Consider the following 22,315-nt stretch of genomic DNA (forward strand, 5'->3'; position numbering starts at 1 on the left):
CCGTTCGTATTCATAGTAATATCTGTTTCCAGATAATAAAGGCGGAAAACGCTGAATTGTTTGCCCTGTGCTCTTTGCCTGAGGAGCAGAACCGTTAGTCGCTTTTACTTAATTGCGCCAAAAGCAGCCACATTTGAATTCTTATGAAGGATCTCTGTATATGAAAAACCTGTCTTGCGAAGCAGTTCGAGCTGATAATTCAAAGAACGCGGAGTATCTTCATAATCAACATATTCCAGTACATGATCCCGGTACTGCGGACCGCCAATTGATTCAAGATGATCACTGAACCTTTTCTGGAACATGCGCTCCAGTACAGGTGCCTCCTGCGTCACGATGTCCGAGATCCAGATACTTCCGCCTGGTTTTAATATTCTGTAAAACTTCTGAAACATATTTTCCCAGTCGGCATCATCCCGGAGGTGATGCAGGGTAGCAGAAGCGAGAATGATATCAAATTGATCTGAGGGAAGTTCCAGATCTCTCATGTCCTGCTGGATAAGCGTAATCTGACCGGTAGTTTGTCCGCTCACCCGGACTTTCGCCCGTTCAAGCATAGGCAAACTCAGGTCGTTGAGCGTACAGTTCAGTCCCGGAATCCTGCTCAGCATCCTGAGCGTTAAATTACCAGCCCCGCAGCCGACATCCAGCAGTTCTTTAGCCTGCGGGTTAACATACATAGCTGCTTCCGTACAAAGTTCGAGCATGAGGGGTGCATCGATGATGGTTTTCTGGCCAGTGTCGAGATTCGAAAAACGCTCTACATCCTGATCGAATCTGGCCCTGATCTCTTCGTTTGTGGCCTTGCTTGTGTAATCTGTTTTCATCGTGCGGTTTGTTTTTTATCAAAGGTAAAGGGATTAACTATGCACTGAAAATACATTTTCTGTCAATTATTGATACCTTTAAGGTATTATGGAACTCAGGCATCTCATCTATTTCCGCACAGTGGCTGAAGAACTGCACTTTACCAGGGCTGCGAATAAGCTTTATATCTCCCAGCCTCCGCTGAGCCGCCAGATAAAAGAACTGGAAGAAGAACTGGGAGCCGTGTTGTTTATCCGGAATAATAAAGAAGTGACGCTTACAGATGCCGGCAAATACCTGAAAACTAAAACAGACCTCATCCTGAACGAACTTGAAGAGTGCAAAAACACCGTTAGGAAAATTCACGAAAACGAAAGCGGCGAATTCCGGATCGGGTATATCAGTTCGGTCTATCAATCTTATCTGGCAGAGGTGCTGAAGGCTATGCGGGTGGTCTTCCCTTACATAAGAACTTCCTTGTATGAGCTGCCTACCAGGGCGCAGATAGAAAACCTCGAGAAAGGCACACTGGATGTGGGGATATTAAGGGCGCCGGTGCCATCGGCGAAGCTGAAAGTAAAAAGCCTTTTTAACGATCCTTTTATGCTGGTTGTACCTTCTCTGGCGGTTGACACACATAAGCGGGAAGCATTGGTTGAGTATCTGCGGAAGAGCCCGTTCATATCTTTTGATAATGAGTTTGCACCTCATTACAACGAGAAGCTGGCGGAGGTGTGTAACAGGCTTGGCTTTATTCCTGACATTACGCATGAAGCTAATAACGTATATTCGATTCTCCAGATGATAGAAGGAGGGCTTGGCGTATCCGTGCTGCCGGTCTCTTTAAAACACCAGTATACCCATTTGAAAGTTGACTTTATTGAACTTCCGGAGATCCCTGTGAGTACGGAGGTGGTGCTGGCATGTCACAACGCAAGTGAGAGCAAGGTACTGGAATGGTTTATCCGCAATTATGCAGATCCGCTTCCTGCAGAAGGCACAAAGAAAAAATATTAAGCGGGAATTAGTCAAGGTAGTTTTTATTACGATAAGTGGGAACTGTGTACCGGCCTGTATTTCGGAATGCGCTTCGCCCCTTGACCCTAAGAAATGGACAGTGATGTCAGCAACCACGGTGAAGACTACGGGATAGCCTGGTAAGTCAGCCTAATGAAATAAAATTCCGTTCGCAGCTAAATATCAGGGTAATATACCGGATAATCCATAATATTGCGGCGGGCATAAAAAATTAAATGCCGCATAGATAAATGAGAAGAACCGGGTCCCGCTGGGTCATTATTGCGCTTATATTACTTTTAGACCTTTATGTATTTACCGCTTTAAATTCCTTGTTCCTGTCAGAATGGGACGGAGTAAAAACCGGAATTTATATCGTATACGCCCTGATGTCTGCAGGCACTCTGGCTTCTGTGCTTCTTTTTCCTTATCTCCAGTCGGCTGTCAGGTTTACGAGGTTCAGCAACTATTTGTTTGCTGTGGTCATAGGGCTTGTGTTTTCAAAAGTTGTCAGTTCGGCGGTGTTCCTGCTTGACGATATCCGCAGGCTCATTACATGGATCATCCTTTCTTTTCAGGGAGGAGCACACGATTCTGTTCCAAGAAGCGCTATTGTTACGATTGTGGGGCTTGTACTGGGCACCGGGCTTTTTCTTTCACTGGTATATGGATTCGGAAATAAATACGCTTACAGGATCAGGAGGATAAAGCTTCATTTTCCGAAGCTCCCTCAGGGACTCAAAGGAATGCGCTTCGTTCAGATCAGCGATATTCATAGCGGCAGTTTCCAGGATAAAGCAAAAGTAAACAGGGGAATCGATCTGATCCTTAAGGAAAGGCCAGACCTGATCCTGTTCACGGGCGACCTGGTAAACGACAGGGCGGTAGAGATGGAAAATTACATGGATGTCTTTAGCAGATTGAAGGCCCCCCTGGGTGTATACAGCGTACTGGGGAACCATGACTATGGTGACTATTACTGGGGAATAAACCCACAGGGCGAAAAAGCCAGGGAAAAAGCGGACAATCTGAGCCGTCTGAAAGATGTGCACAGTGAGCTGGGGTGGAGGCTCCTGATGAATGAACATGTGGAGCTGGAACGCAACGGAGACAGGATGGCTCTGCTGGGGATTGAAAACTGGGGCGCGAAGGCCGGGTTTCCAAAGTACGGCAGGATGGCAGAAGCATACAGGGGATCGGAAAGCTATCCGTTTAAAATATTAATGAGTCACGACCCAAGCCACTGGGAAGCAGAGGTGAGAATAAAATATCCGGATATCGACCTGACACTTTCAGGCCACACACATGGTATGCAGTTTGGCTTTGAACTGCCCGGTCTTAAATGGAGTCCGGTTCAGTGGGTGTACAAGCAGTGGGCCGGACTGTATGAAGCCGGAAACCAGAAATTGTATGTAAACCGCGGCTTTGGTTTCCTTGGATATCCGGGAAGGGTGGGGATTCTCCCCGAGATTACGGTTTTCGAGCTGACATAAATGCAAAAAAGACTTCATTTTTCAGCATCTGAGAGGGGGGGCCGATCCTCTCATCACTGTGAGCCGGAACAGCTCAAAAGTCATCTCTTTCTAATTTTTCCAATACCCTATAGAATTACTAGATTTACTAGTATATTTGCACCATAGTTTTTGCTTATCCAGAAAGATGGAGGGAAAGGCCCTGCGAAATCTTGGCAACCTGTAATAACAAGGTGCTAATTCCTGTCCGCCAAGGCGGAGAAGATAAGTGATTTTAATTGTTTGTCCATTAAAAATCATTCCGGGTAAGTAAGTTTTTAGAAAGAATTATGAAAACTTATCCAGTAAACACAGTGAAAACAGAAGCAGTAATCAAATCAGTCAAGCCTTCCTGGTCCCATTACCGGGACTATCCCATGACGGGCAATTCCATGCATGCCTGTTGTAAGTCACCCCAAGCCTCTCCGATGATCTGCTGACGTACGGCAGTCAGGAAACAACACATTATCAAAAAACAGAACATTCATTAATCAATCAACATGACATACTTTAACTATTGGAAGTTGAGGCTGAATACCTATGGCCTCAGAAGAACACATTATGCCTCAATCCTTGTTTTTGCCTTTTGTCTTTATATACCCGGTGCAATACGGGCTGCGCGCACGGCACCCGCAGAGTTATTTAAAAGTCCTGTCAAATTGCAGGAAATCCACGTCTCCGGAACGGTAACGGATGCAGGCGGGGAAACTCTCCCGGGTGTTTCTGTAAAGGTGAAAGATACACATATCAGCGCATCGACTGATGCTGCAGGTAAATTCAATATCTCGGTGCCGGATCAGAACGCTATCCTGGTGTTCACCTATATCGGGTTTAATACCCAGGAGCTTAAGGTGGGACAGAAGACTTTACTTAATATACGTCTCAGCCCGTCAAACAACAACCTTACTGAGGTGGTAGTGACGGCGCTTAATATCCCGAGAGAAAAAAAAGCCCTTGGTTATGCAGTTCAGGACATTGGCGGACAGGCACTTGCCACCCGGCCAACTAACGCACTTAGTTCCATTTCCGGAAAGATCGCCGGGTTACAGGTGATATCATCAGGAGGAAACATGGGGGGATCGACCCGGGTAACATTAAGGGGAATCACCTCCCTCTACGGTAGCAACCAGCCTTTATATGTAATAGATGGTACCCCTATAGACAACACCGACCTGAATACTTCCCCTACGCAAAATGGTAGCGCAGGAAAGGACATCGGCAATATGATCCAGGACCTGAATCCCGACGATATTGAGAATATTTCGGTATTAAAAGGCCCTTCAGCTTCAGCCTTATATGGTACAAGATCTGCAAACGGGGTCATCCTTATTACGACAAAGAAAGGAAAAACCGGTGACCGGACGGATCTTTCTTTTACAACAGGAGTGGAACTGGAAAAAATAGTACGCCTTCCAAAACGTCAGAAACTATATGGTGGAGGGTACTCGAACGAATTTCAGAAAGCGAATATAAACGGCACAGAATATAACATTGTCGATTATGCAGCCGACGAAAGCTGGGGCCCGCGCCTGGACGGTACCCCCGTCCTGCACTGGTACAATCTCGATCCGGAATATCCTGCTGATTATCTTAATCCTCAGCCCTGGATCTACCCTAAAAACGACGTAACATCCTTCTTCGAAACAGGAATTTCTAATACTAATAACCTGTCTATCAGTGGAGGAAGTGAGAAGACGACTTACAGACTCTCTTATACAAATAAAAATGTCAGCGGTACAGTTCCGAATTCAAGTCTCAACCGGAACACAATCAGCGCTTCCGGCTCTTCCAGGTTTGGAAAGCTGAACGCTTCCTCCAGTATTAACTATGTCAAAAATAAAACTACAGGACGTCCATGGACGGGAGCATCTAACAGGAATATCATGCTGGAAGCGTTTCAATGGGGCCAGGTGCAGGTAGATTACGACAGACTGAAAGAATATAAACGGCCCGACGGAACTCCGCGTGCATGGAACCGGACCGGCTATCTGAATACCCCGGCAGCTGAAGCCACCCGTTTTATAGACAATCCTTACTGGTCAGCTTACGAGAGTTATCTGAAGGAAAACCGCGACCGGGTGTTCGGAAATATAGGCCTTGAGCTGGATGCTACTGACTGGCTGAAACTGAGAGGTAAATTAAACGCAGATATTTACCACTATGATTTTCAGGATAGAATTGCTGTTTACTCGAGGTCACAATCGAATTACGAAGAATATTTTAATAATTTCAGCGAACTGAACTATGAATTTCTTGCGCTGGCAAAAAAGAACGTTAATGATTTCTCCATTAACGCAATTGCCGGAGGAAATATCATGAACAAGCGCGGTAGGATCAGCGATGTGATTACCCAGGGCGGACTTATCGTTCCCAACTACTATAATCTAAGGAATGCTCCTTCTGTAGCAACAAATTCAAACGAATTTCATAGAAAGATGTACTCGTTATTTGGCAGTGTTTCTGTGGGATGGAGGAATATGCTTTACCTGGAAGGCACTGTCAGAAACGACTGGTCTTCGACCCTTCCTGAGTCGGACTTTTCATTCATTTACCCCTCTGTTACCGGAAGCTTTGTGTTTAGTGAACTGAGCGCACTCAAGCAATGGACATGGCTCGATTTTGCAAAACTGAGGTTAGGATGGGCTGACGCCGGGAATGATACGGAACCTTACCGACTTGCGAAGGTATATGAGCCCGGACAGGCATTTGGCGGAAGTCCGGTGTATTCATTGCCCTCCACTCTGAATAACGCCAACCTCCAGCCGGAATTAACAAGGTCGTTGGAAGCGGGTTTAAACATACAGGCCTTACAGAGACGTGTTTCCATCGATGTAACCGTCTACGACAATAAAAGCCGGAATCAGACGATCCCAATTCCTTTATCTCCTGCATTCGGTTATGACAGCAAATATCTGAATGCCGGTTTGATAACTAATAAGGGGATCGAGGTCACACTCGGTGCAAGTCCTGTGAGAAACAACAATTTCGAATGGAACAGTACCCTTAACTGGTCTAAAAACCGGAATAAGGTAGAAAACTTGTACGAGGACGTTAATACCCTGGAACTCAGCAACACACTGGTAACTCTCGTGGCAAAAGAAGGTCAGTCTTATGGCCAGATTATGGGCTATGATTTTGTATATGCTCCTGATGGTCAGCGATTGGTGCAAGCCGACGGTACCTATGCCAGGACAGAACAACTTGTGCCCCTGGGGAGCGTCCTGCCGGATTACCTCTTTGGTTTTCAGAACTCATTCAGATACAAAAACTTTAATCTTGGCTTCCTGGTAGACGGCAGGGTAGGCGGCAAATTTTTCTCCCAGACCTATAAGGTAGGGATGTATTCCGGTGTGCTCGAACGTACTGCCGCCAATAATGTCCGGGAAGACGGCATCATTGTAGACGGAGTAAAAGGAAATGTTCAGTTCAATGCCGACGGAACTTACACGGTAAGCAATACCAGCCCGAATGATACACGTATCTCCGCTCTTAACTGGGCTAGGAACGAATACAATGGCCCCACCACCTTCAGCGTGTTTGATGCCACTTTCGTAAAATTACGGGAAGTAACCCTCGGGTATAATTTCAATCTTAAGAATGCCCCGGTTCGCCAGGTTAACCTTAGTCTCTACGGACGTAACCTCTGGAACATTTACACAAAAAGCAAGTATATAGATCCTGAAATAACCAACAGCGGAGGAAACGTTCAGGGAATAGAAGGAGGGAACCTGCCCGTTCCGGCAACTTTCGGATTAAACTTAAACTTCAAATTTTAAAAGCTCAGAGTGATGAAAAATAATCTTTCCACCATATACAAAACAGCAGCGGCAGCACTTGTACTCGTTACAGGATTGTCGTCCTGCAAAGACTTAACAGATATTAATACCGACCCCAACAAAGCGGCTATCGTACCTACAACGACCATTCTGCTTTCTGCAGAAAAACAGCTCGTGGATAACCTTCGTGGTGAAACATTCTCCCTTAAAGGAGCTATGCTTTTCTCCCAGTATTATAGTCAGAACATTTACACCGATCAGTCCAGGTACAGCATCTCAGCAGGCGATCTGAACACCTTCTGGTCAAATTCATACAAGACGCTTAATAACCTGGAAGAAATAATCCAGTTGAACACCAGTGAGCAGACAAAGAATGTAGCCGCTGCCGGAACAGCAGGAACGAATGCCAACCAGATTGCCATCAGCCGGATACTGAAGTCATACATCTTTCAGACCCTGACAGATGCTTTCGGCTCAGTCCCTTACCAGTCCTACGGAAACTCCGACCCTGATTTCGAAGCTTTACAGCAAATCCAGGAAAATTACACCCCTGCTTATGCCAGCCAGGAAAAGATCTACACCGATATTCTGAACGAACTCAAGGCTGCAGGCGACACCCTTTTAAAAACGCCTTCGGCAACCACCTTTGGCGCTTCAGACATTATTTATAAAGGAAGCAATGCAAAATGGGCCAAATTCGCTAATTCACTGCGCCTGAGAGTTGCTACGCGGATAAAGACCAAGCTTCCGCAGCTTTCTGAGCAGCATTTTACCGATGCCGTTCAAAAGGGAGTATTTTCAGGAAACGAAGACAATGCCGTATTTAAATATTTACCGGCAGCTCCGAATGAAGCCCCTCTTTACCGGGCAACAGTGACTGCAAACCGTAAGGACTACGCGGTATCGCACGTTCTCATCAATGTCCTGAAGGGGGAGACCGGGCCGTTCAACTTCGCGGATCCGCGCCTGAGTATTTACGCGCTTCCAAACGCCCGGAACGAGTACATCGGCCAGCCTTACGGACTGCCGCTTTCAGTTGCCGGGGTAAACGGCCCGACCGACATCAGTCTTCCCGGTACAGCCGTAAACGCAGCAGATTATGGCGAAGTTCTGATGGAATATGCAGAGGTAGCCTTCCTCCGTTCAGAGCATGATAACTGGAATGATGCTTCTTACAGGAGCGGCGTGCAGCGCTCACTGGAGAAGTGGGGGGTAAGTGCCGACAAGGTTTCAGAATACCTGTCTAAACTCCCCGCTGCAAATAAGGAGAACGTCTTAACCCAAAAATACCTTGCTTTGTATATGCAGGGGCAGGAAGCCTGGAGCGAGATCAGGAGGACGGGTTACCCCTTGTTCCTGGTGAAACCGGGCGACCTGGTATGGCGGCGTACGACTGATACCGGTGTCCAGGAGTATCGTTTTGAACCACTGTTTGGAAACGGGATCCCCAAAAGATTATATTACCCCCTCAGGGAGCAGAGTGTAAACAGGGAAAATTACCAGCAGGCGCTTGCCGGACAGGGACAGGACAACCTTGAGACAGCCTTGTGGTGGAATAAATAAGATCAGGAATAATAATGAAGTTAAAATATCTTTTAGTGGTGGCTTGCCTGTGTCAGGCCGCCGCCGCTTTCGCTCAGGATTTTCAAAAGGAAGCAGCCCGCTACCGCAAGGAGTACCTGGAAGGTTTCCTGAAGGATCAGCATTCTCCCCTGAAGAAAGAAGACCTGAAAAACCTGCATTTTTATGAGGCCGACAGCAACTTCAGGGTACAGGCAAAAGTGACGCTTCCCGAAGACCAGAAACCTTTTAAGATGCCCACTTTCGACGGAACCAGTAAGGAGTTTATCCGCTATGCAACACTCAGCTTCACGCTGGCCGGCGAGTCCCGCCAGCTTACGCTGTACAGGAATATTGCTCTGGCGTCTAACGCTGAATATAAGGACTATCTGTTTCTTCCGTTCACCGACCAGACCAACAGCACGGAGACATATGGCGGGGGAAGATATATAGACGTCAAAACCAGCGATATCAAAGACGGGAACATCACAATCGATTTCAACAGGGCATATAATCCATACTGCGCATACAGTTCCGGTTACCGCTGCCCCGTCCCTCCGGAAGAAAATGATCTTTCTTTAGCAGTGAAGGCAGGAGAGAAGCAATATACCGGGGAAAAGAAACAAAGGGATGCCCGATAGGCACACCATTTAATATGCAAATCGTTATTCCGGCAGGTTCTTTTTCAAAAGGAGCCTGCCGGTTGTTTTTTTATCGTTTTTGTTCTTCCCCGTTAATGAACACCATATCCGGCTTGAAATCCTCATCGAACACCAGGATATCTGCTTTATAACCTTCCCGGATCTTTCCGCGGTCCGGCGCTCCGATCACCTGTGCCGGATAGGCAGATGCCATTCTCAAAGCCTCGTCCAGGGGTATATCTGCATGCTTCACGCAATTCTCAACAGCCTTTAAAAGAGTTAGTTTAGAGCCCGAAAGCGTACCGTCAGGTAAAGTAAAGCGATCTTCTTTTTCTACGTGAACATACGGTCCTGCCAGTGTTTCTGTAACGGCATCTGTAATCAGGAAAAGCCGTTCTTTCATCATCTTCTTCGCAATGGAAATCACAGGGAAGGCAACATGGATACCGTCTGCCACAATACTTGCAAAGACATCTTTCGCCCCGAACAAGGCTCCTGGTAAACCTGGCTCCCGGTGATGCAGCGGCGACATTGCATTGAAAAGATGTGTGGATGTTCTGATACCGTTTGCAAAAGCCTGCTGCGACTCTTCAAATGTAGCATTACTGTGTCCGGCAGACACCGTTACTCCATTTTGCTCCAGGAAGGTAATAATCGCCGGGTCTGTCATTTCAGGAGCCAGGGTGATCATTTTAACTAATCCATCACTGTACCGGATCAGATCTTCAACTTCTTTCATATCCGGCTTCCTGATATACCCGAGCACGTGAGCTCCCCGTTTCGCCGGGTTCATATAGGGTCCTTCCAGATGAATCCCCATAAAGGCGGGATGGGAGAATCCTCTGGCTGCCTCAATTGCTTTCCTGAACACTTCCAGGGTATTGGTAGCCAGGGTGATCAGGAAACCTGTTGTTCCCGTCGCGGTAATCGCATCGGAGATACTTTCAAGGGAAGAGCGGGAAAGCGCCTGCGAAAACAAATACTCTCCGGCTCCGTAGATCTGGAGATCAAGTAATCCGGGTGCTATATATTTTCCATTACAATCTATGATAGTATAATCTTCAGGAACGGAAGAGAGATCTGTAAATCCCTCAATTTCCCCCCTGGTACATAACAGGGCTTTTCCCTGAATTTCTCCGTCCCCGGTATAGATTGTACCGTTAATAAACGCTGTTTTCATATCTGGTTTTAAATGTCACTAAAATAAACTTCTCTTTAGTAAACTTAGATAAATTCGATCTCTCCTCAGCCATTGAAAATATTCTATAGAGGAAATTTATTATCTTGTTCTGCTTTTATAAGACTTGAATACCAGCAAAATGACTAACCTCCCTAAGCGCCTCCTGTCTATTGACGTGTTCCGGGCGATCACGATGTTCCTGATGATCTTCGTTAACGATGTAGCAGGTGTAGATAACATTCCGTCCTGGATCGGACACACGCAGGCTGATGAAGACGGAATGGGTTTTGCTGACATTATCTTTCCGACCTTTCTTTTCATTGTCGGGCTTTCGATGCCCTGGGCGCTAAGAAAGCGCATTCAAAAGGGAGATTCCTTTATCAGCATCTTTTATCACATCTTTTCCCGCTCGTTTGCCCTGATAGTGATGGGCTTTTACCATGTAAATATGGAAAGCTATAGCGACGAATCTATGCTGCCGAAGGCAATATGGGGATTGCTGATCACTCTGAGCTTTTTTCTTGTCTGGCTGGATTATCCTCTGGCCATCAACAAAATACTGAAATATGCGCTGATATCCCTTGGCGCTGCAGCCCTCATCACAATGGCTTTGCTGTACAAAGGGGGAGAAGGCGGGCAAACTCATGGAATGGAGCCATCATGGTGGGGTATCCTGGGCATCATTGGCTGGGCATACCTCGTGAGTGCAGTAGTTTTCACAGTGATCAGGGCGAATATTTATCTTCACCTGTCTGCCACAATGCTGTTCCTGGCAATTAATATTACATCTCATCTTCAGCTCATGCCTTTTGATATCCCGGTGGTAGGCGACGCTTCCAGCATCATGCTCATCATGCTGGGCGCCCTCGTCTCCCTAATGTACTCAATTCTCACCGAACGGAACAGGGAGGAAGCACTATGGTCCCTGCTGGCCGGAACTGCAGTAGCATTGACAGCGCTCGGGTTCTTCATCCGCCCTTATGCAGGGGGCATCTCCAAGATCATGGCTACACCAGCCTGGGTAACGATCTGTTCCGGTATCGCCATCCTCTTCTTTGCCGGCATGATCTGGCTGATTGACATAAAGAAAAAGCAGGACTGGTTTAGCTGGATCAGCGCGGCAGGAACAAGCACGCTTACCTGCTACCTGATGCCTTACATCCTTTATTTCATCTTTGACCTGGCCGGTTTCTGGTATCCTGCTGTTTTAAATTCCGGCTTGCCAGGCATCCTGCGCTCGTTGTCTATATCTTTTTTACTTATCGTACTCGTTAAAAAAATGGAAAAGAAAAAGCTCCGGCTGAAAATATAGGCGCTTAAAATCATGATAAATTCCATTACATTTGCCGCATGTTTCTGTTTAACGTTCGTGTCTACGGGCTATTAATAAATGAGAAGGAGCAAGTGCTCCTGAGTGATGAGGAACACGAAGGTGTATATCTTACCAAGTTTCCCGGCGGAGGATTAGAGTATGGCGAAGGGCTTATAGACGCCCTTAAACGCGAGTTTTTTGAAGAGTGTGGTTTCCAGATCGAAATAAAGGATCACCTGTATACCACCGATTTCTTTGAGAAATCAGCATTTAACGAAAGCCAGATCATCAGTATTTACTACCTTGTAAAACCATTGTCGCCGGTACAGCTTGCCAGCTCCGAACTTCCTTTTGATTTCCCTGAAGGAAGCAAGTTCCGCCAGGCCTTCCGCTGGCGAAATCTTCACGCCCTGCAATCCTCCGATGTGACGTTTCTGACGGATAAAAAGGCGATAGAAGCGGTAAAGAAAAGGTGGAAAGAATCCACTCTGTAGCTTACAGAGATCCCTCTGTCAAAATCTCAGTGAAATGACATTCAGGTGTTGAACAATCCGGTTTAGCCTTAGTTATTTTGTACAAAACATACGTACAATGGAACGAAGAAAACTTGGAAATTCAGAACTGGAAGTATCTCCCTTATGCTTCGGTGGTAACGTTTTTGGCTGGACCGCTGACCAGAGCACTTCATTCAGGCTGCTGGATTCTTTTTTAGATCTGGGCTTTGATTTTATAGATACGGCGGATGTATACTCCCGCTGGGTGCCCGGCAACACCGGCGGAGAGTCGGAAGCCATTATCGGCAAATGGCTGAAACAAAGCGGCAAAAGGAACAAGGTTGTCCTGGCTACAAAAGTCGGCTCCGAGATGGGCCCCGGCCAGAAAGGATTATCAAAGGAATATATCACTAAAGCTGTAGAGGCATCCCTGAAGCGCCTGCAAACAGACTATATCGATTTGTACCAGTCTCACTATGATGATGTTTCGGTACCGGTTGAAGAAACCCTCGAAGCATATGCGAAACTGATCAGCGAAGGAAAAATCAGGGTAATTGGAGCGTCTAACTTCAGTCCCGAACGACTAAAGGAAGCGCTTGACGCCAGCGAAAAAGGCCTGCCCAGATATGAAAGCCTTCAGCCGGAATACAATCTTGTCGAACGGGAAGGCTATGAAAGCAAATATGAACCTATAGTAAACGAATATGGCATCGGCGTGATCAGTTATTATTCTCTTGCCAGCGGTTTCCTTTCCGGGAAATACCGCACCGAAGCAGACCTTTCGAAGAGTCCGCGCGGACAGGGAGTGAGAAAATACCTGGAAGGGAAGGGTAAGAATGTCCTGGCGACCCTGGATGAAATAGCTGCAAAACACCATGCAACCCCGGCACAGGTTTCTCTTGCCTGGCTGATAGCCCATCCGGGTATCACCGCTCCGATTGTCAGCGCTACCACCACCGGACAACTGGAAGACATTGCAAAGTCGGCAACACTGAAACTGGATGAGTCTGATCTGGAATCACTCAACAGGGCCAGCGCCTGGTGAAATCAGGGGAACCGGAGGTTAATTCTGCCTCATAAGGAGGAAGCTTTGCAGAACTAAAGGAACCGGTTGCGACCCCTGTGCTGCCGCTGTGCGGGATGAGGGCTCAGTGAGAGAACCATGAGAGCACGGTAAGTGCACCTTTTCCTGCAAAAGGGTGCACTCACCGTGCTCTCACCCTGCTGTCAACGTGCTCTCACCCGGCAGAGAGGTGCCACAGAGATGGCAGCGTGATCCTTATGATCTATAAATCATCCTCCCTTTTATATAACCCCATACCACAATCAAATGTTCAGATTTTCGGAGCGAACTCTTACCTTTGGCTCCAATGGGATATAATAGTCTGCAAACCTGCATAAACGATCTGGAGAATAACGGGCATTTGATCAGGATCAGGGAAGAAGTAGATCCGTACCTGGAGATGGCCGCCATTCATCTCCGTGTATTCGAAAATGAAGGACCGGCTCTCTATTTCGAGAATGTCAAAGGTTCCCGTTTTCCGGCGGTTTCCAACCTGTTCGGAACACTTGACCGTTCGAAGTTCATCTTCAGGGACACCCTGGAAAAGATCAAGATCCTGGTAGATCTGAAGACCGATCCGGTGAAAGCTATCAAAAATCCGTTTAAATATCTTGATGTTAGTCTGACGGCCCTTTCCGCGCTTCCGATGAAGACGGGGCGTAACGCTCCCATCAATTTCGGAAGAACGCAGATCAGTGAGCTGCCGCAAATTGTAAACTGGCCGATGGACGGAGGCCCTTTTGTGACCATGCCACAGGTTTATACCGAGGATGCCGATAAGCCCGGCATCATGAATGCGAACCTGGGAATGTACCGGATCCAGCTTGGCGGAAACGAATATGTTCTGAACGAAGAGGTGGGGTTGCATTACCAGATCCACCGGGGCATTGGTGTGCATCAGACTAAAGCAAATGCTAAAGGCCAGCCCCTGAAGGTGAGTATATTTGTGGGAGGGCCGCCCTCTCATCCGCTTTCGGCCGTTATGCCTTTGCCCGAAGGCCTCTCTGAGATGACTTTTGCAGGAGCACTAGGAAACAGGCGTTTCCGCTATTTTTACGATGAGGAAGGATTTTGTATCTCCGCAGACGCCGATTTCGTGATTACAGGAACGGTCGAGCCTTATGCGAATAAACCGGAAGGACCGTTTGGAGACCACCTTGGCTATTACAGCCTCGTTCATCCTTTCCCCTTAATGAAGGTTCATAAGGTGTATCACCGTAAAAATCCGGTATGGTCATTTACCGTAGTCGGCAGGCCTCCCCAGGAGGATACCAGCTTTGGCGCGCTGATCCACGAGATCACGGGTTCAGCTATTCCTTCGGAAATTCCGGGCTTACATGAAGTAAATGCTGTGGATGCGGCCGGTGTTCACCCCTTACTGTTTGCCATCGGAAGTGAACGGTACACCCCATACCTGGCAGAACGCAAACCGCAGGAGATTCTGACGATAGCGAATCATATATTAGGAAAAAACCAGTTAAGCCTCGCTAAATACCTGTTCATCTCAGCGAAAGAAGACGATCCTTCACTGCATACGCACGATATTGGCGGCTTCCTAATACATGTACTCGAAAGGATGGACTTCAGAAGTGACCTCCATTTTCACACCAATACAACAATTGATACGCTTGATTATACAGGCGGAGCTTTAAATTCAGGGTCAAAAGTCGTTTTTGCAGCAGCGGGAGAGAAGAAGAGGGAATTATGGAGAGAGCTGCCTGCTGCGTTGACTATTCCTTCTGTTTTTAGCGGCATTAAACTGGCCCTGCCGGGTATAGCCGCTATTGAAGCGCCAGCTTACCAGAATGAGGAAAAGACTGAAAAAGAAATAGGTATCCTCAACGAGCAATTGAGGAAGGAAGACCTAAAAGGACTGGCTCTGATCGTTTTATGTGACGATGCTGACTTTGCTACGGCCTCTGTAAACAACCTGGTCTGGATAACATTTACCCGCAGCAATCCGTCTCATGATATTTACGGTGTTAATAGTTTTACGAGGTATAAACACTGGGGATGTGAAGGTCCCGTTATTATAGATGCACGAAAGAAACCACATCACGCACCCGAGCTGATTAAAGATCCGGATGTTGAAAGGAGGGTAGACCGGCTTGGAGAGAAAGGTGGATCTCTCTATGGAGTTATTTAAAAAGAAGCAGGCCGGAAGTTAAACACTCCGGCCCGCTTCTTTTCTGGAGAAATATATAAAACACACATTAAAAACGGAAGCCTACAGTAAGGTATGCGTTGTTATACGTTTTGTCAAGCGTAGCCTGTGGGCTATCATTATTATATAGCTCATAAGGGTAAATATGTTGTTTTCCTGAACTTCTTGAATATGTAGCATCTACATAGAAATTAGCAAAACGATATCCGACTCCGCCGCTGTATGTGTTGGTCGCACTTCCAATACCTCTTTCTGGATTGCCCTGGTAATTGTAACCAGCACGCATGTAGAAATTATTATCAATTCTTCCTTCTGCTCCAATGCGGGCATTAACTGTCGACTGATATAACGATGCTATGTCACTATTGTCGTTCTCAGCCCCGGGAGTATCGCTAATCTTCATTCCTTCATAATCAACATATTCGACGTCAGCTGTGATAAATCCCCTTTGCTTGAAGAACACTGCCAAGCCTCCTGAAACCTTCAATGGTGTACGTAAATTATAATTGTAGTTATAAGCCTCAGCAGGCTCTGCGCGGCTATAAGGAGTCGCATTCACGTAACGGGTTTCCAGTGCATAGTTAGTACGGTCTTCTATCGAATACCAGGTGGGGCTGGTAAATGATGCTCCAAACTGTACAGCGGGAACCGGTTTGTAGATCAAACCAACCTTTAGATTAAAACCACTGCCGTTAGTATGCTGGTTAATATCATAGAAACTATCGAAAAGGGCATTATCTGCAACAGCATCACCATCGAGAAAGGTTGTTTCATTTGTCTCAATAAATGTGGAGGCCGACCTGTAACGAAGACTTGTAAAACCAATCCCGAGCCCCAGGTAAAGCTTGTTGCTGTAATTTGTACCCATCGAAACGCTAAATTCGTTTTGTCCTCCGGTCATCTGCTGATCATAATACTGATCAGCACCTATCGCGGTATTCGGCACATATGTATTTCCTTCTAATCTGATCAACCTGTGATCGGCTGCCCAACCGGCTTCGGGATAATCCTCCATCCCGTAAGGCGTGTTAGCCAGTTCTGCAAAATAGTCGGCTACAGATGTTTGATTATTAAACCCTGAATAAGACACGTTATTATAGAAGTTATATGTCCTGTTCCAGGATAAACCAAAATTGAAATTTAAGAAGCCTTCAGATGTGTTAGCTCCTCTGCCTACTCTTGATTTCGTATTAAATACGAGTGAGGCATTATTAAAATTCATCCGGTTCTTGTCTGCACTCTCTTTATTCCCAAAATAAGTAGCATCAATGGAAGATAAATTGTATTCAGGAGTAAAACTAAATTCAGATCCGTTGAAGAATCCTAAGCCGGCAGGATTGCTGCTGACAGATGTTAAGTCTCCTCCGATGGCAGTAGACGCGTTACCGAGCGCCTTAACTCTCGATGTGGATCCCTGGTTAAATCTCGAAAACCGCAACGCATCCTGCACATATTGTGCATATGTTGTCTGACTGACTGTAAGTAATACAGTGCCAATCAATAGAAATTTTAATCTCATTGTTTTGTGTTAAAAGTTAATTACAAACTCTTACCTGCTTGGTCTTGGCCTATTGCTGCCACCACCTGAAGACCCTCCGCTGCTGGTACTTCCTGAGCTTCGGGGCGAACTGCTTTGAGTAGAGGGGGTATAGCTCGGATAATCAGAACGTTGAGGTCTTTCAGATGACCTGCTTGGTCTCGATGATTCTGTTGACGGCCTTTCCTGGCGGGTCGGACGCTCCTGTCTTACAGGCCGTTCTGATGATGTTGAAGTGCCAGTTCCGTCATTACCTCTGACAGGTCTGGAATACCCACCTGAAACCCTTCCGTCAGAAGGTCTTGAATATCCGCTGTTTGTGGGTCTAGTTGTCCGGTCTCTGCCGAGATTAGGATTACCTGTACCTCGCCCTGGTCTAGGACGGTAATTTTGATCTGCCACAACTACACCACCACCGTAGCCCCATCCGGGATATCCGCCATATCCCCAGCCCGGATAACCTCCGTAACCATAGTAGGAAACAGGGCCCCAGTAGTTACTGTAGTATGGCGATCCATATCCGTAGATTCCCCAGGGACTGCTGTAACCGCCGTAAAATGGTGATCCCCATCCGAAAGACAATGACATGCCTGAACCGTAGAACCAGGGATCGTACCGGTAAGAGTACCATGGGTCATAAGCATAGGTGTACCAGTTATCGTAATACGTTCTCCAGGGAGACGCATACTGAAATCGGTTAAGCCTTGAGGCATACCCATAATCAAAATCATAATCTACGTCATCGCCGTGATCCTCCCCGCCGTAAAGCTGTTCGTCTGTTCGATAACTTCTTTCTGCCTGCCGGGCATAATCTACCTCTTTTGCCCTCGCCTCTGAATAATATACATCGTCGTTGTTGCCCTGCTGTGCCAACTGGTTAGTAGTGGAACAGGCTGCCATCAGTAAGCCTACTGATGCAAGGGCCGGTAATAGTAATTGTTTCATTGCCGTGTGTGTTAAATCTCCAATCATCCCTTTCTCATTGTTAGACGCTCCTTAGGGGCAAAGGTTGCATCTTAAAATATATTTTATAGCCGGGTTAGTTTTATAACTTTGCTATCAGAATATTTGTGTTAAAATTACGAAAAAAAACTTTAAAAATTATTATGAGTAAGGGTATTACAAGCAGAAATGAGGACTATTCGCAATGGTATAATGAACTTGTTACAAAAGCGGATCTGGCAGAACACTCTTCAGTAAGAGGATGTATGGTAATCAAGCCGTACGGATACTCTATCTGGGAAAAGATGCAGGCTGCTCTTGATAAAATGTTTAAGGATACTGGCCACACCAACGCTTATTTTCCCTTATTCATTCCAAAGTCATTTTTTTCGAAAGAGGCTTCACATGTGGAGGGATTTGCAACCGAATGTGCTGTTGTGACACACTATCGCCTGAAGAATGACGGTTCGGGCAACATCATAGTGGATGAAGAAGCAAAACTGGAGGAGGAACTGATTGTAAGGCCTACTTCTGAGACGATCATCTGGAATACTTACCGCGGGTGGATTCAGTCGTACCGCGACCTTCCTATCCTGGTAAATCAATGGGCTAACGTGGTAAGATGGGAAATGCGCACACGCCTGTTCCTGCGTACGGCTGAATTCCTGTGGCAGGAAGGACATACAGCACATGCTACATCTGAAGAGGCAATCGAAGAGGCAGAAAAAATGCTTCACGTATATGCGGATTTTGCGGAGAACTGGCTGGCTGTGCCGGTTGTGAGGGGAGTTAAAACTCCAAACGAACGCTTTGCGGGAGCTATTGAAACGTATTGTATTGAAGCATTGATGCAGGATGGAAAAGCCTTGCAGGCTGGTACATCTCACTTCCTCGGACAGAACTTCGCGAAGGCATTTGACGTTAAGTTCACGAGCAAGGAGGGAAAGCTTGATCACGTGTGGGCTACCTCATGGGGTGTTTCGACCCGCCTTATGGGAGCGCTTATCATGGCACATTCAGATGATCAGGGCCTGGTGCTCCCTCCAAAACTTGCTCCTATACAAGTGGTTATTGTTCCTATTTACAAAAGCGCTGAAGAACTGAACAGGATTTCGGAAGTGGCTGATGCCCTGGTAAAGGAGCTGAAGGCTATGGACATTTCTGTGAAGTTCGACGACCGCGACACACAGCGTCCGGGCTTTAAATTTGCTGAGTATGAGCTAAAAGGAGTGCCTGTAAGGGTGGCGATGGGAGCAAGGGACCTGGAAAACGGGACTGCGGAAATTGCCCGCCGGGATACACGCGAAAAACAAACCGTGAACCAGGAAGGCCTGGCTTCTTACATTGAAAATCTGCTTGGCGAGATCCAGGAGAACATTTACCAGAAAGCACTGAAGTTCAGGAACGATAGTATCACCAAAGCGGATACCTATGAAGATTTCAAAAAGATACTGGACGAAAAGGGTGGCTTTGTTTCGGCTCACTGGGACGGAACTCCTGAAACCGAGCAACGCATCAAAGAAGAAACTAAAGCCACGATACGTTGCATCCCGCTGGACAACGCGCTTGAGGATGGCGTTTGTATCCTTACAGGACAGCCATCAAAGCAAAGAGTGTTGTTTGCACGGGCTTATTAAGTTGTAAGTAGTAAGTTTTAAGTTGTAAGGACAGGCACGCGGCAAAAATGAATGGTGATAGCTGGAAGGTTAAGCAATTGCTGAGCCTGAAAGGCTGATGAACGATATGCTGACGGCTAATGGCTTTAAACGTCTTAGACAGATAGCTGATTATATGGCGCTGAGAGCTGATTGCTGATAGCCGAAAGCATTTTATTCCTCGCGTCGATAAAAGCCTGACGCTGATAGCTAGCAGCCAATAACTACTGGCCGACCGCTGTTGCGGTCAGCCAGTAAAAACATTTTTCCGGTTTAATTGCTTTTGCATATACTCTATGGACGAAAGCAAGGAAAAAAAAACATCTGACAAGGATCTTAAGAAATTTACGGAGAAAGTATGGATAACCCTGGGCATAATCGCACTGCTGGTTATCCTTATTTTTATATTGAAGGCAGCATTCAACGTACTGTTAATGATATTTGCCGGTTCTCTGATTGCCACTTATTTTCACGGACTGGCGGACGTTATCGAACGTCGTACAAAATGGCGCAGGAGGTGGAATCTCCTGCTGTCGTTAAGTCTTACCTTTATCACAGCAGGCCTGCTGTTCTGGTTCCTGGGAGCCAAGATCTCGGGGCAGATAGGAGAGATGTCGAAAGACCTACCCGAATTGGTAAAGGGGGCAGAGGAAAAACTGAAACATAGTTCGCTGGGAAGAAAAGTCCTTACCTATATTTCCAGCAACAGCAGCCAGAAGCTGATGACTTCATTCCAACAGATCTTCCGCACCAGCTTTGGGGTAGTGGGCGATTTCTATATTACGATGTTCATCGGGATATTTTTTACTGCAAATCCCTCTATTTATAAAGAAGGATTCATCAAGCTGATACCGTCAGCGGGCAAAGCCGATGCAAGAAGAGTTTTCGAAAGGATAAGCTATACACTGAAGGGCTGGCTGAAAGGGATGCTGATTGCGATGCTGTTCATTAGTATCCTGACTGTGATTGGTTTAACTATTCTTGGGATTCCTATGGGACTTGCCCTTGCTGTCATGGCCGGTCTTCTCAATTTTATTCCGAATTTCGGGCCTTTAATAGCTATGATACCGGCTGTTCTGGTCAGCCTTACCGTAAGTGTCAATACGGCTCTTATTGTTGCCGGACTTTATCTCCTGATCCAGGCAGTAGAAAGCAATATTGTTACCCCGATGGTCCAGAATGCCATGATCCAGATCCCTCCGGCTATGATCATTATCAGTCAGGTACTATTCGGGACCCTCACGGGGGGATTGGGAATCATACTGGCAACTCCTCTGCTAGCCGTCATTATTGTGATAGTAGATGAATTGTATGTAAAGAAGCAGCAGCCGGAAGCAACAGCACAGACATAGCTTATTGACAGGGGGCAGGCAGTTGTAATTGTGAAGCCTGAGCAGCCCTGACCAGCTCAAAGCAACAGGGATTAACGTAATTCAACGGTAATAATACAGCAAGGACCTCCAGGTGTCGGCCAGTATTTCTATTTTTGCCTGACTAAAGGTATAAACTATGAAATTTGCAACCAAAGTAATACATGCAGGTCAGGAGCCTGATCCATCAACTGGTGCGATCATGACTCCGATCTACCAAACCTCCACTTACTGGCAGAAATCACCCGGCGACCATCAGGGATTTGAATATTCGAGAGGCACAAATCCTACACGTAAAGCCCTGGAATCATGCCTGGCAGCTCTTGAGAACCGCAGGTATGGCCTGGCGTTTTCAAGTGGAATGGCTGCTACCGACGCGGTAATGAAACTGCTAAAGCCCGGAGACGAAGTGATCACAGGTACCGATCTTTACGGAGGAACCTATCGCATGTTTACGAGGATATTTGCAGACTATGGCATTGTATTTCATTTCGCTGATCTGTCTGACCCTCAGAATATCAAGCAGTATATAAACGAAAAGACCAAGTTAATCTGGATCGAAACGCCGACAAATCCGACGATGCAGATCGTTGATATTGCGGCTGTGTCTGCAATTTCGAAAGAGCATCAGATCATTCTGACGGTTGATAATACCTTTGCATCACCCTATTTGCAGAATCCGGGCGACCTGGGTGCTGATATTGTGATGCACTCTGCTACCAAATACCTTGGAGGGCATTCGGACGTGGTAATGGGTGCCCTGATGCTCGACGACGAGGAGTTATACAAAAAGCTCTGGTTTATCTATAATTCTTGCGGCGCAACACCCGGGCCGATGGACAGCTTCCTGGTACTGAGAGGCATTAAGACCCTGCATTTACGCATGAAAGCTCATTGCGAAAATGGCAGGAAGGTCGCTCATTTCCTTAAGAGCCACCCCGAAGTAGACAAAGTTTACTGGCCGGGCTTTGAAGATCATCCCAATCATGAAATAGCGAAGAAACAGATGAAAGACTTCGGCGGCATGATCTCCTTTACCATTAAAGGTGCAGATGCGGAAAAGACCTTCCGTATCGTTTCCTCCTTTAAAGTCTTTTCACTGGCTGAATCATTAGGCGGGGTAGAGTCGCTTGTAAATCATCCTGCTACCATGACACATGCTTCTATCCCGAAAGAAACAAGGGAGAAAGCAGGTATCACCGATAATCTGTTACGCTTAAGCGTCGGAGTAGAAGACGCAGACGACCTCCTGGATGATCTTAAAAGGGTACTAGATATCTGATTCA

At 46.6% G+C, this 22,315-nt stretch carries 16 protein-coding genes and 1 riboswitch; of the genes, 12 read left to right on the forward strand and 4 right to left on the reverse strand.

What is annotated here, in order from left to right; all coding sequences use genetic code 11:
* Positions 1-104 precede the first annotated feature (104 nt).
* A complete protein-coding gene (locus tag DDR33_RS02915; protein WP_109414268.1) occupies positions 105-827 on the reverse strand; it encodes a class I SAM-dependent methyltransferase in 723 nt (240 codons plus the stop codon).
* Between the two features lie 88 nt (positions 828-915).
* Here DDR33_RS02915 and DDR33_RS02920 point away from each other — a divergent pair, with 88 nt between their 5' ends.
* The 5 genes from DDR33_RS02920 (at position 916) to DDR33_RS02940 (ending at position 9,312) form a co-directional block, all read left to right on the forward strand.
* The gene (locus tag DDR33_RS02920; RefSeq protein WP_109414269.1) at positions 916-1,824 is read left to right on the forward strand and encodes a LysR family transcriptional regulator; all 909 of its coding nucleotides are present in this window, start codon (positions 916-918) and stop codon (positions 1,822-1,824) included.
* A 251-nt stretch (positions 1,825-2,075) separates the two neighbouring features.
* The gene (locus tag DDR33_RS02925) at positions 2,076-3,317 is read left to right on the forward strand and encodes a metallophosphoesterase (RefSeq protein WP_109414270.1); all 1,242 of its coding nucleotides are present in this window, start codon (positions 2,076-2,078) and stop codon (positions 3,315-3,317) included.
* Positions 3,318-3,468: 151 nt separating this feature from the next.
* A riboswitch (SAM riboswitch) is annotated at positions 3,469-3,567 on the forward strand.
* A gap of 268 nt (positions 3,568-3,835) precedes the next feature.
* The gene (locus tag DDR33_RS02930; RefSeq protein WP_109414271.1) at positions 3,836-7,111 is read left to right on the forward strand and encodes a SusC/RagA family TonB-linked outer membrane protein; all 3,276 of its coding nucleotides are present in this window, start codon (positions 3,836-3,838) and stop codon (positions 7,109-7,111) included.
* Between the two features lie 12 nt (positions 7,112-7,123).
* Positions 7,124-8,674 carry a SusD/RagB family nutrient-binding outer membrane lipoprotein gene (locus DDR33_RS02935; protein ID WP_109414272.1) on the forward strand — a complete coding sequence of 517 codons (1,551 nt, stop codon included), beginning with the start codon at positions 7,124-7,126 and terminating at the stop codon, positions 8,672-8,674.
* 14 nt (positions 8,675-8,688) lie between these two features.
* Complete coding sequence (locus DDR33_RS02940) at positions 8,689-9,312, forward strand: DUF1684 domain-containing protein (protein ID WP_109414273.1); 624 nt, start codon at positions 8,689-8,691, stop codon at positions 9,310-9,312.
* Positions 9,313-9,382: 70 nt separating this feature from the next.
* Here DDR33_RS02940 and nagA read toward each other — a convergent pair whose 3' ends face one another.
* Positions 9,383-10,492 (reverse strand): N-acetylglucosamine-6-phosphate deacetylase, encoded by a 1,110-nt coding sequence (gene nagA / locus DDR33_RS02945; RefSeq protein ID WP_109414274.1) that lies wholly within the window; start codon positions 10,490-10,492, stop codon positions 9,383-9,385.
* A 139-nt stretch (positions 10,493-10,631) separates the two neighbouring features.
* Here nagA and DDR33_RS02950 point away from each other — a divergent pair, with 139 nt between their 5' ends.
* The 4 genes from DDR33_RS02950 to DDR33_RS02965 all read left to right on the forward strand — a co-directional run bounded on the left by DDR33_RS02950 (position 10,632) and on the right by DDR33_RS02965 (position 15,507).
* Positions 10,632-11,804, forward strand: a complete 1,173-nt coding sequence (locus tag DDR33_RS02950) for a DUF5009 domain-containing protein (RefSeq protein ID WP_109414275.1) — start codon at positions 10,632-10,634, stop codon at positions 11,802-11,804.
* Between the two features lie 38 nt (positions 11,805-11,842).
* Positions 11,843-12,298 (forward strand): NUDIX domain-containing protein, encoded by a 456-nt coding sequence (locus DDR33_RS02955; protein ID WP_109414276.1) that lies wholly within the window; start codon positions 11,843-11,845, stop codon positions 12,296-12,298.
* Positions 12,299-12,395: 97 nt separating this feature from the next.
* The gene (locus DDR33_RS02960) at positions 12,396-13,343 is read left to right on the forward strand and encodes an aldo/keto reductase (protein WP_109414277.1); all 948 of its coding nucleotides are present in this window, start codon (positions 12,396-12,398) and stop codon (positions 13,341-13,343) included.
* A gap of 325 nt (positions 13,344-13,668) precedes the next feature.
* Complete coding sequence (locus DDR33_RS02965) at positions 13,669-15,507, forward strand: UbiD family decarboxylase (RefSeq protein WP_109414278.1); 1,839 nt, start codon at positions 13,669-13,671, stop codon at positions 15,505-15,507.
* Between the two features lie 67 nt (positions 15,508-15,574).
* Here the strand turns inward: DDR33_RS02965 and DDR33_RS02970 are convergent, their stop codons facing one another.
* Together DDR33_RS02970 and DDR33_RS02975 are read right to left on the reverse strand one after the other, a co-directional pair.
* Positions 15,575-17,044 carry an OmpP1/FadL family transporter gene (locus DDR33_RS02970; RefSeq protein ID WP_109414279.1) on the reverse strand — a complete coding sequence of 490 codons (1,470 nt, stop codon included), beginning with the start codon at positions 17,042-17,044 and terminating at the stop codon, positions 15,575-15,577.
* A 30-nt stretch (positions 17,045-17,074) separates the two neighbouring features.
* Positions 17,075-18,007 (reverse strand): hypothetical protein, encoded by a 933-nt coding sequence (locus tag DDR33_RS02975; protein ID WP_146198688.1) that lies wholly within the window; start codon positions 18,005-18,007, stop codon positions 17,075-17,077.
* A gap of 161 nt (positions 18,008-18,168) precedes the next feature.
* On the opposite strand from DDR33_RS02975, the gene proS reads away from it, so the two are divergent.
* The 3 genes from proS to DDR33_RS02990 all read left to right on the forward strand — a co-directional run bounded on the left by proS (position 18,169) and on the right by DDR33_RS02990 (position 22,311).
* A complete protein-coding gene (gene proS / locus DDR33_RS02980; protein WP_109414281.1) occupies positions 18,169-19,641 on the forward strand; it encodes a proline--tRNA ligase in 1,473 nt (490 codons plus the stop codon).
* Positions 19,642-19,955: 314 nt separating this feature from the next.
* On the forward strand, positions 19,956-21,011 hold the full coding sequence (locus DDR33_RS02985) for an AI-2E family transporter (protein WP_109414282.1): 1,056 nt from the start codon (positions 19,956-19,958) through the stop codon (positions 21,009-21,011).
* A 157-nt stretch (positions 21,012-21,168) separates the two neighbouring features.
* Entirely contained in the window at positions 21,169-22,311 is a 1,143-nt protein-coding gene (locus DDR33_RS02990; RefSeq protein ID WP_109414283.1) for a cystathionine gamma-synthase, read from the forward strand.
* Positions 22,312-22,315: the final 4 nt, after the last annotated feature.

The sequence above is a fragment of the Pararcticibacter amylolyticus genome (assembly GCF_003130405.1).
Taxonomy (GTDB): Bacteria; Bacteroidota; Bacteroidia; order Sphingobacteriales; family Sphingobacteriaceae; genus Arcticibacter; species Arcticibacter amylolyticus.

Coding starts and splice junctions, on each gene's coding strand:
- proS (WP_109414281.1), top strand. CDS start 18,169: ATGAGTAAGGGTATTACAAGCAGAAATGAGGACTATTCGCAATGGTAT.
- DDR33_RS02975 (WP_146198688.1), bottom strand. CDS start 18,007: ATGAAACAATTACTATTACCGGCCCTTGCATCAGTAGGCTTACTGATG.
- DDR33_RS02990 (WP_109414283.1), top strand. CDS start 21,169: ATGAAATTTGCAACCAAAGTAATACATGCAGGTCAGGAGCCTGATCCA.
- DDR33_RS02960 (WP_109414277.1), top strand. CDS start 12,396: ATGGAACGAAGAAAACTTGGAAATTCAGAACTGGAAGTATCTCCCTTA.
- DDR33_RS02970 (WP_109414279.1), bottom strand. CDS start 17,044: ATGAGATTAAAATTTCTATTGATTGGCACTGTATTACTTACAGTCAGT.
- DDR33_RS02940 (WP_109414273.1), top strand. CDS start 8,689: ATGAAGTTAAAATATCTTTTAGTGGTGGCTTGCCTGTGTCAGGCCGCC.
- DDR33_RS02920 (WP_109414269.1), top strand. CDS start 916: ATGGAACTCAGGCATCTCATCTATTTCCGCACAGTGGCTGAAGAACTG.
- DDR33_RS02965 (WP_109414278.1), top strand. CDS start 13,669: ATGGGATATAATAGTCTGCAAACCTGCATAAACGATCTGGAGAATAAC.
- DDR33_RS02955 (WP_109414276.1), top strand. CDS start 11,843: ATGTTTCTGTTTAACGTTCGTGTCTACGGGCTATTAATAAATGAGAAG.
- DDR33_RS02985 (WP_109414282.1), top strand. CDS start 19,956: ATGGACGAAAGCAAGGAAAAAAAAACATCTGACAAGGATCTTAAGAAA.
- DDR33_RS02925 (WP_109414270.1), top strand. CDS start 2,076: ATGAGAAGAACCGGGTCCCGCTGGGTCATTATTGCGCTTATATTACTT.
- DDR33_RS02950 (WP_109414275.1), top strand. CDS start 10,632: ATGACTAACCTCCCTAAGCGCCTCCTGTCTATTGACGTGTTCCGGGCG.
- DDR33_RS02915 (WP_109414268.1), bottom strand. CDS start 827: ATGAAAACAGATTACACAAGCAAGGCCACAAACGAAGAGATCAGGGCC.
- DDR33_RS02930 (WP_109414271.1), top strand. CDS start 3,836: ATGACATACTTTAACTATTGGAAGTTGAGGCTGAATACCTATGGCCTC.
- DDR33_RS02935 (WP_109414272.1), top strand. CDS start 7,124: ATGAAAAATAATCTTTCCACCATATACAAAACAGCAGCGGCAGCACTT.
- nagA (WP_109414274.1), bottom strand. CDS start 10,492: ATGAAAACAGCGTTTATTAACGGTACAATCTATACCGGGGACGGAGAA.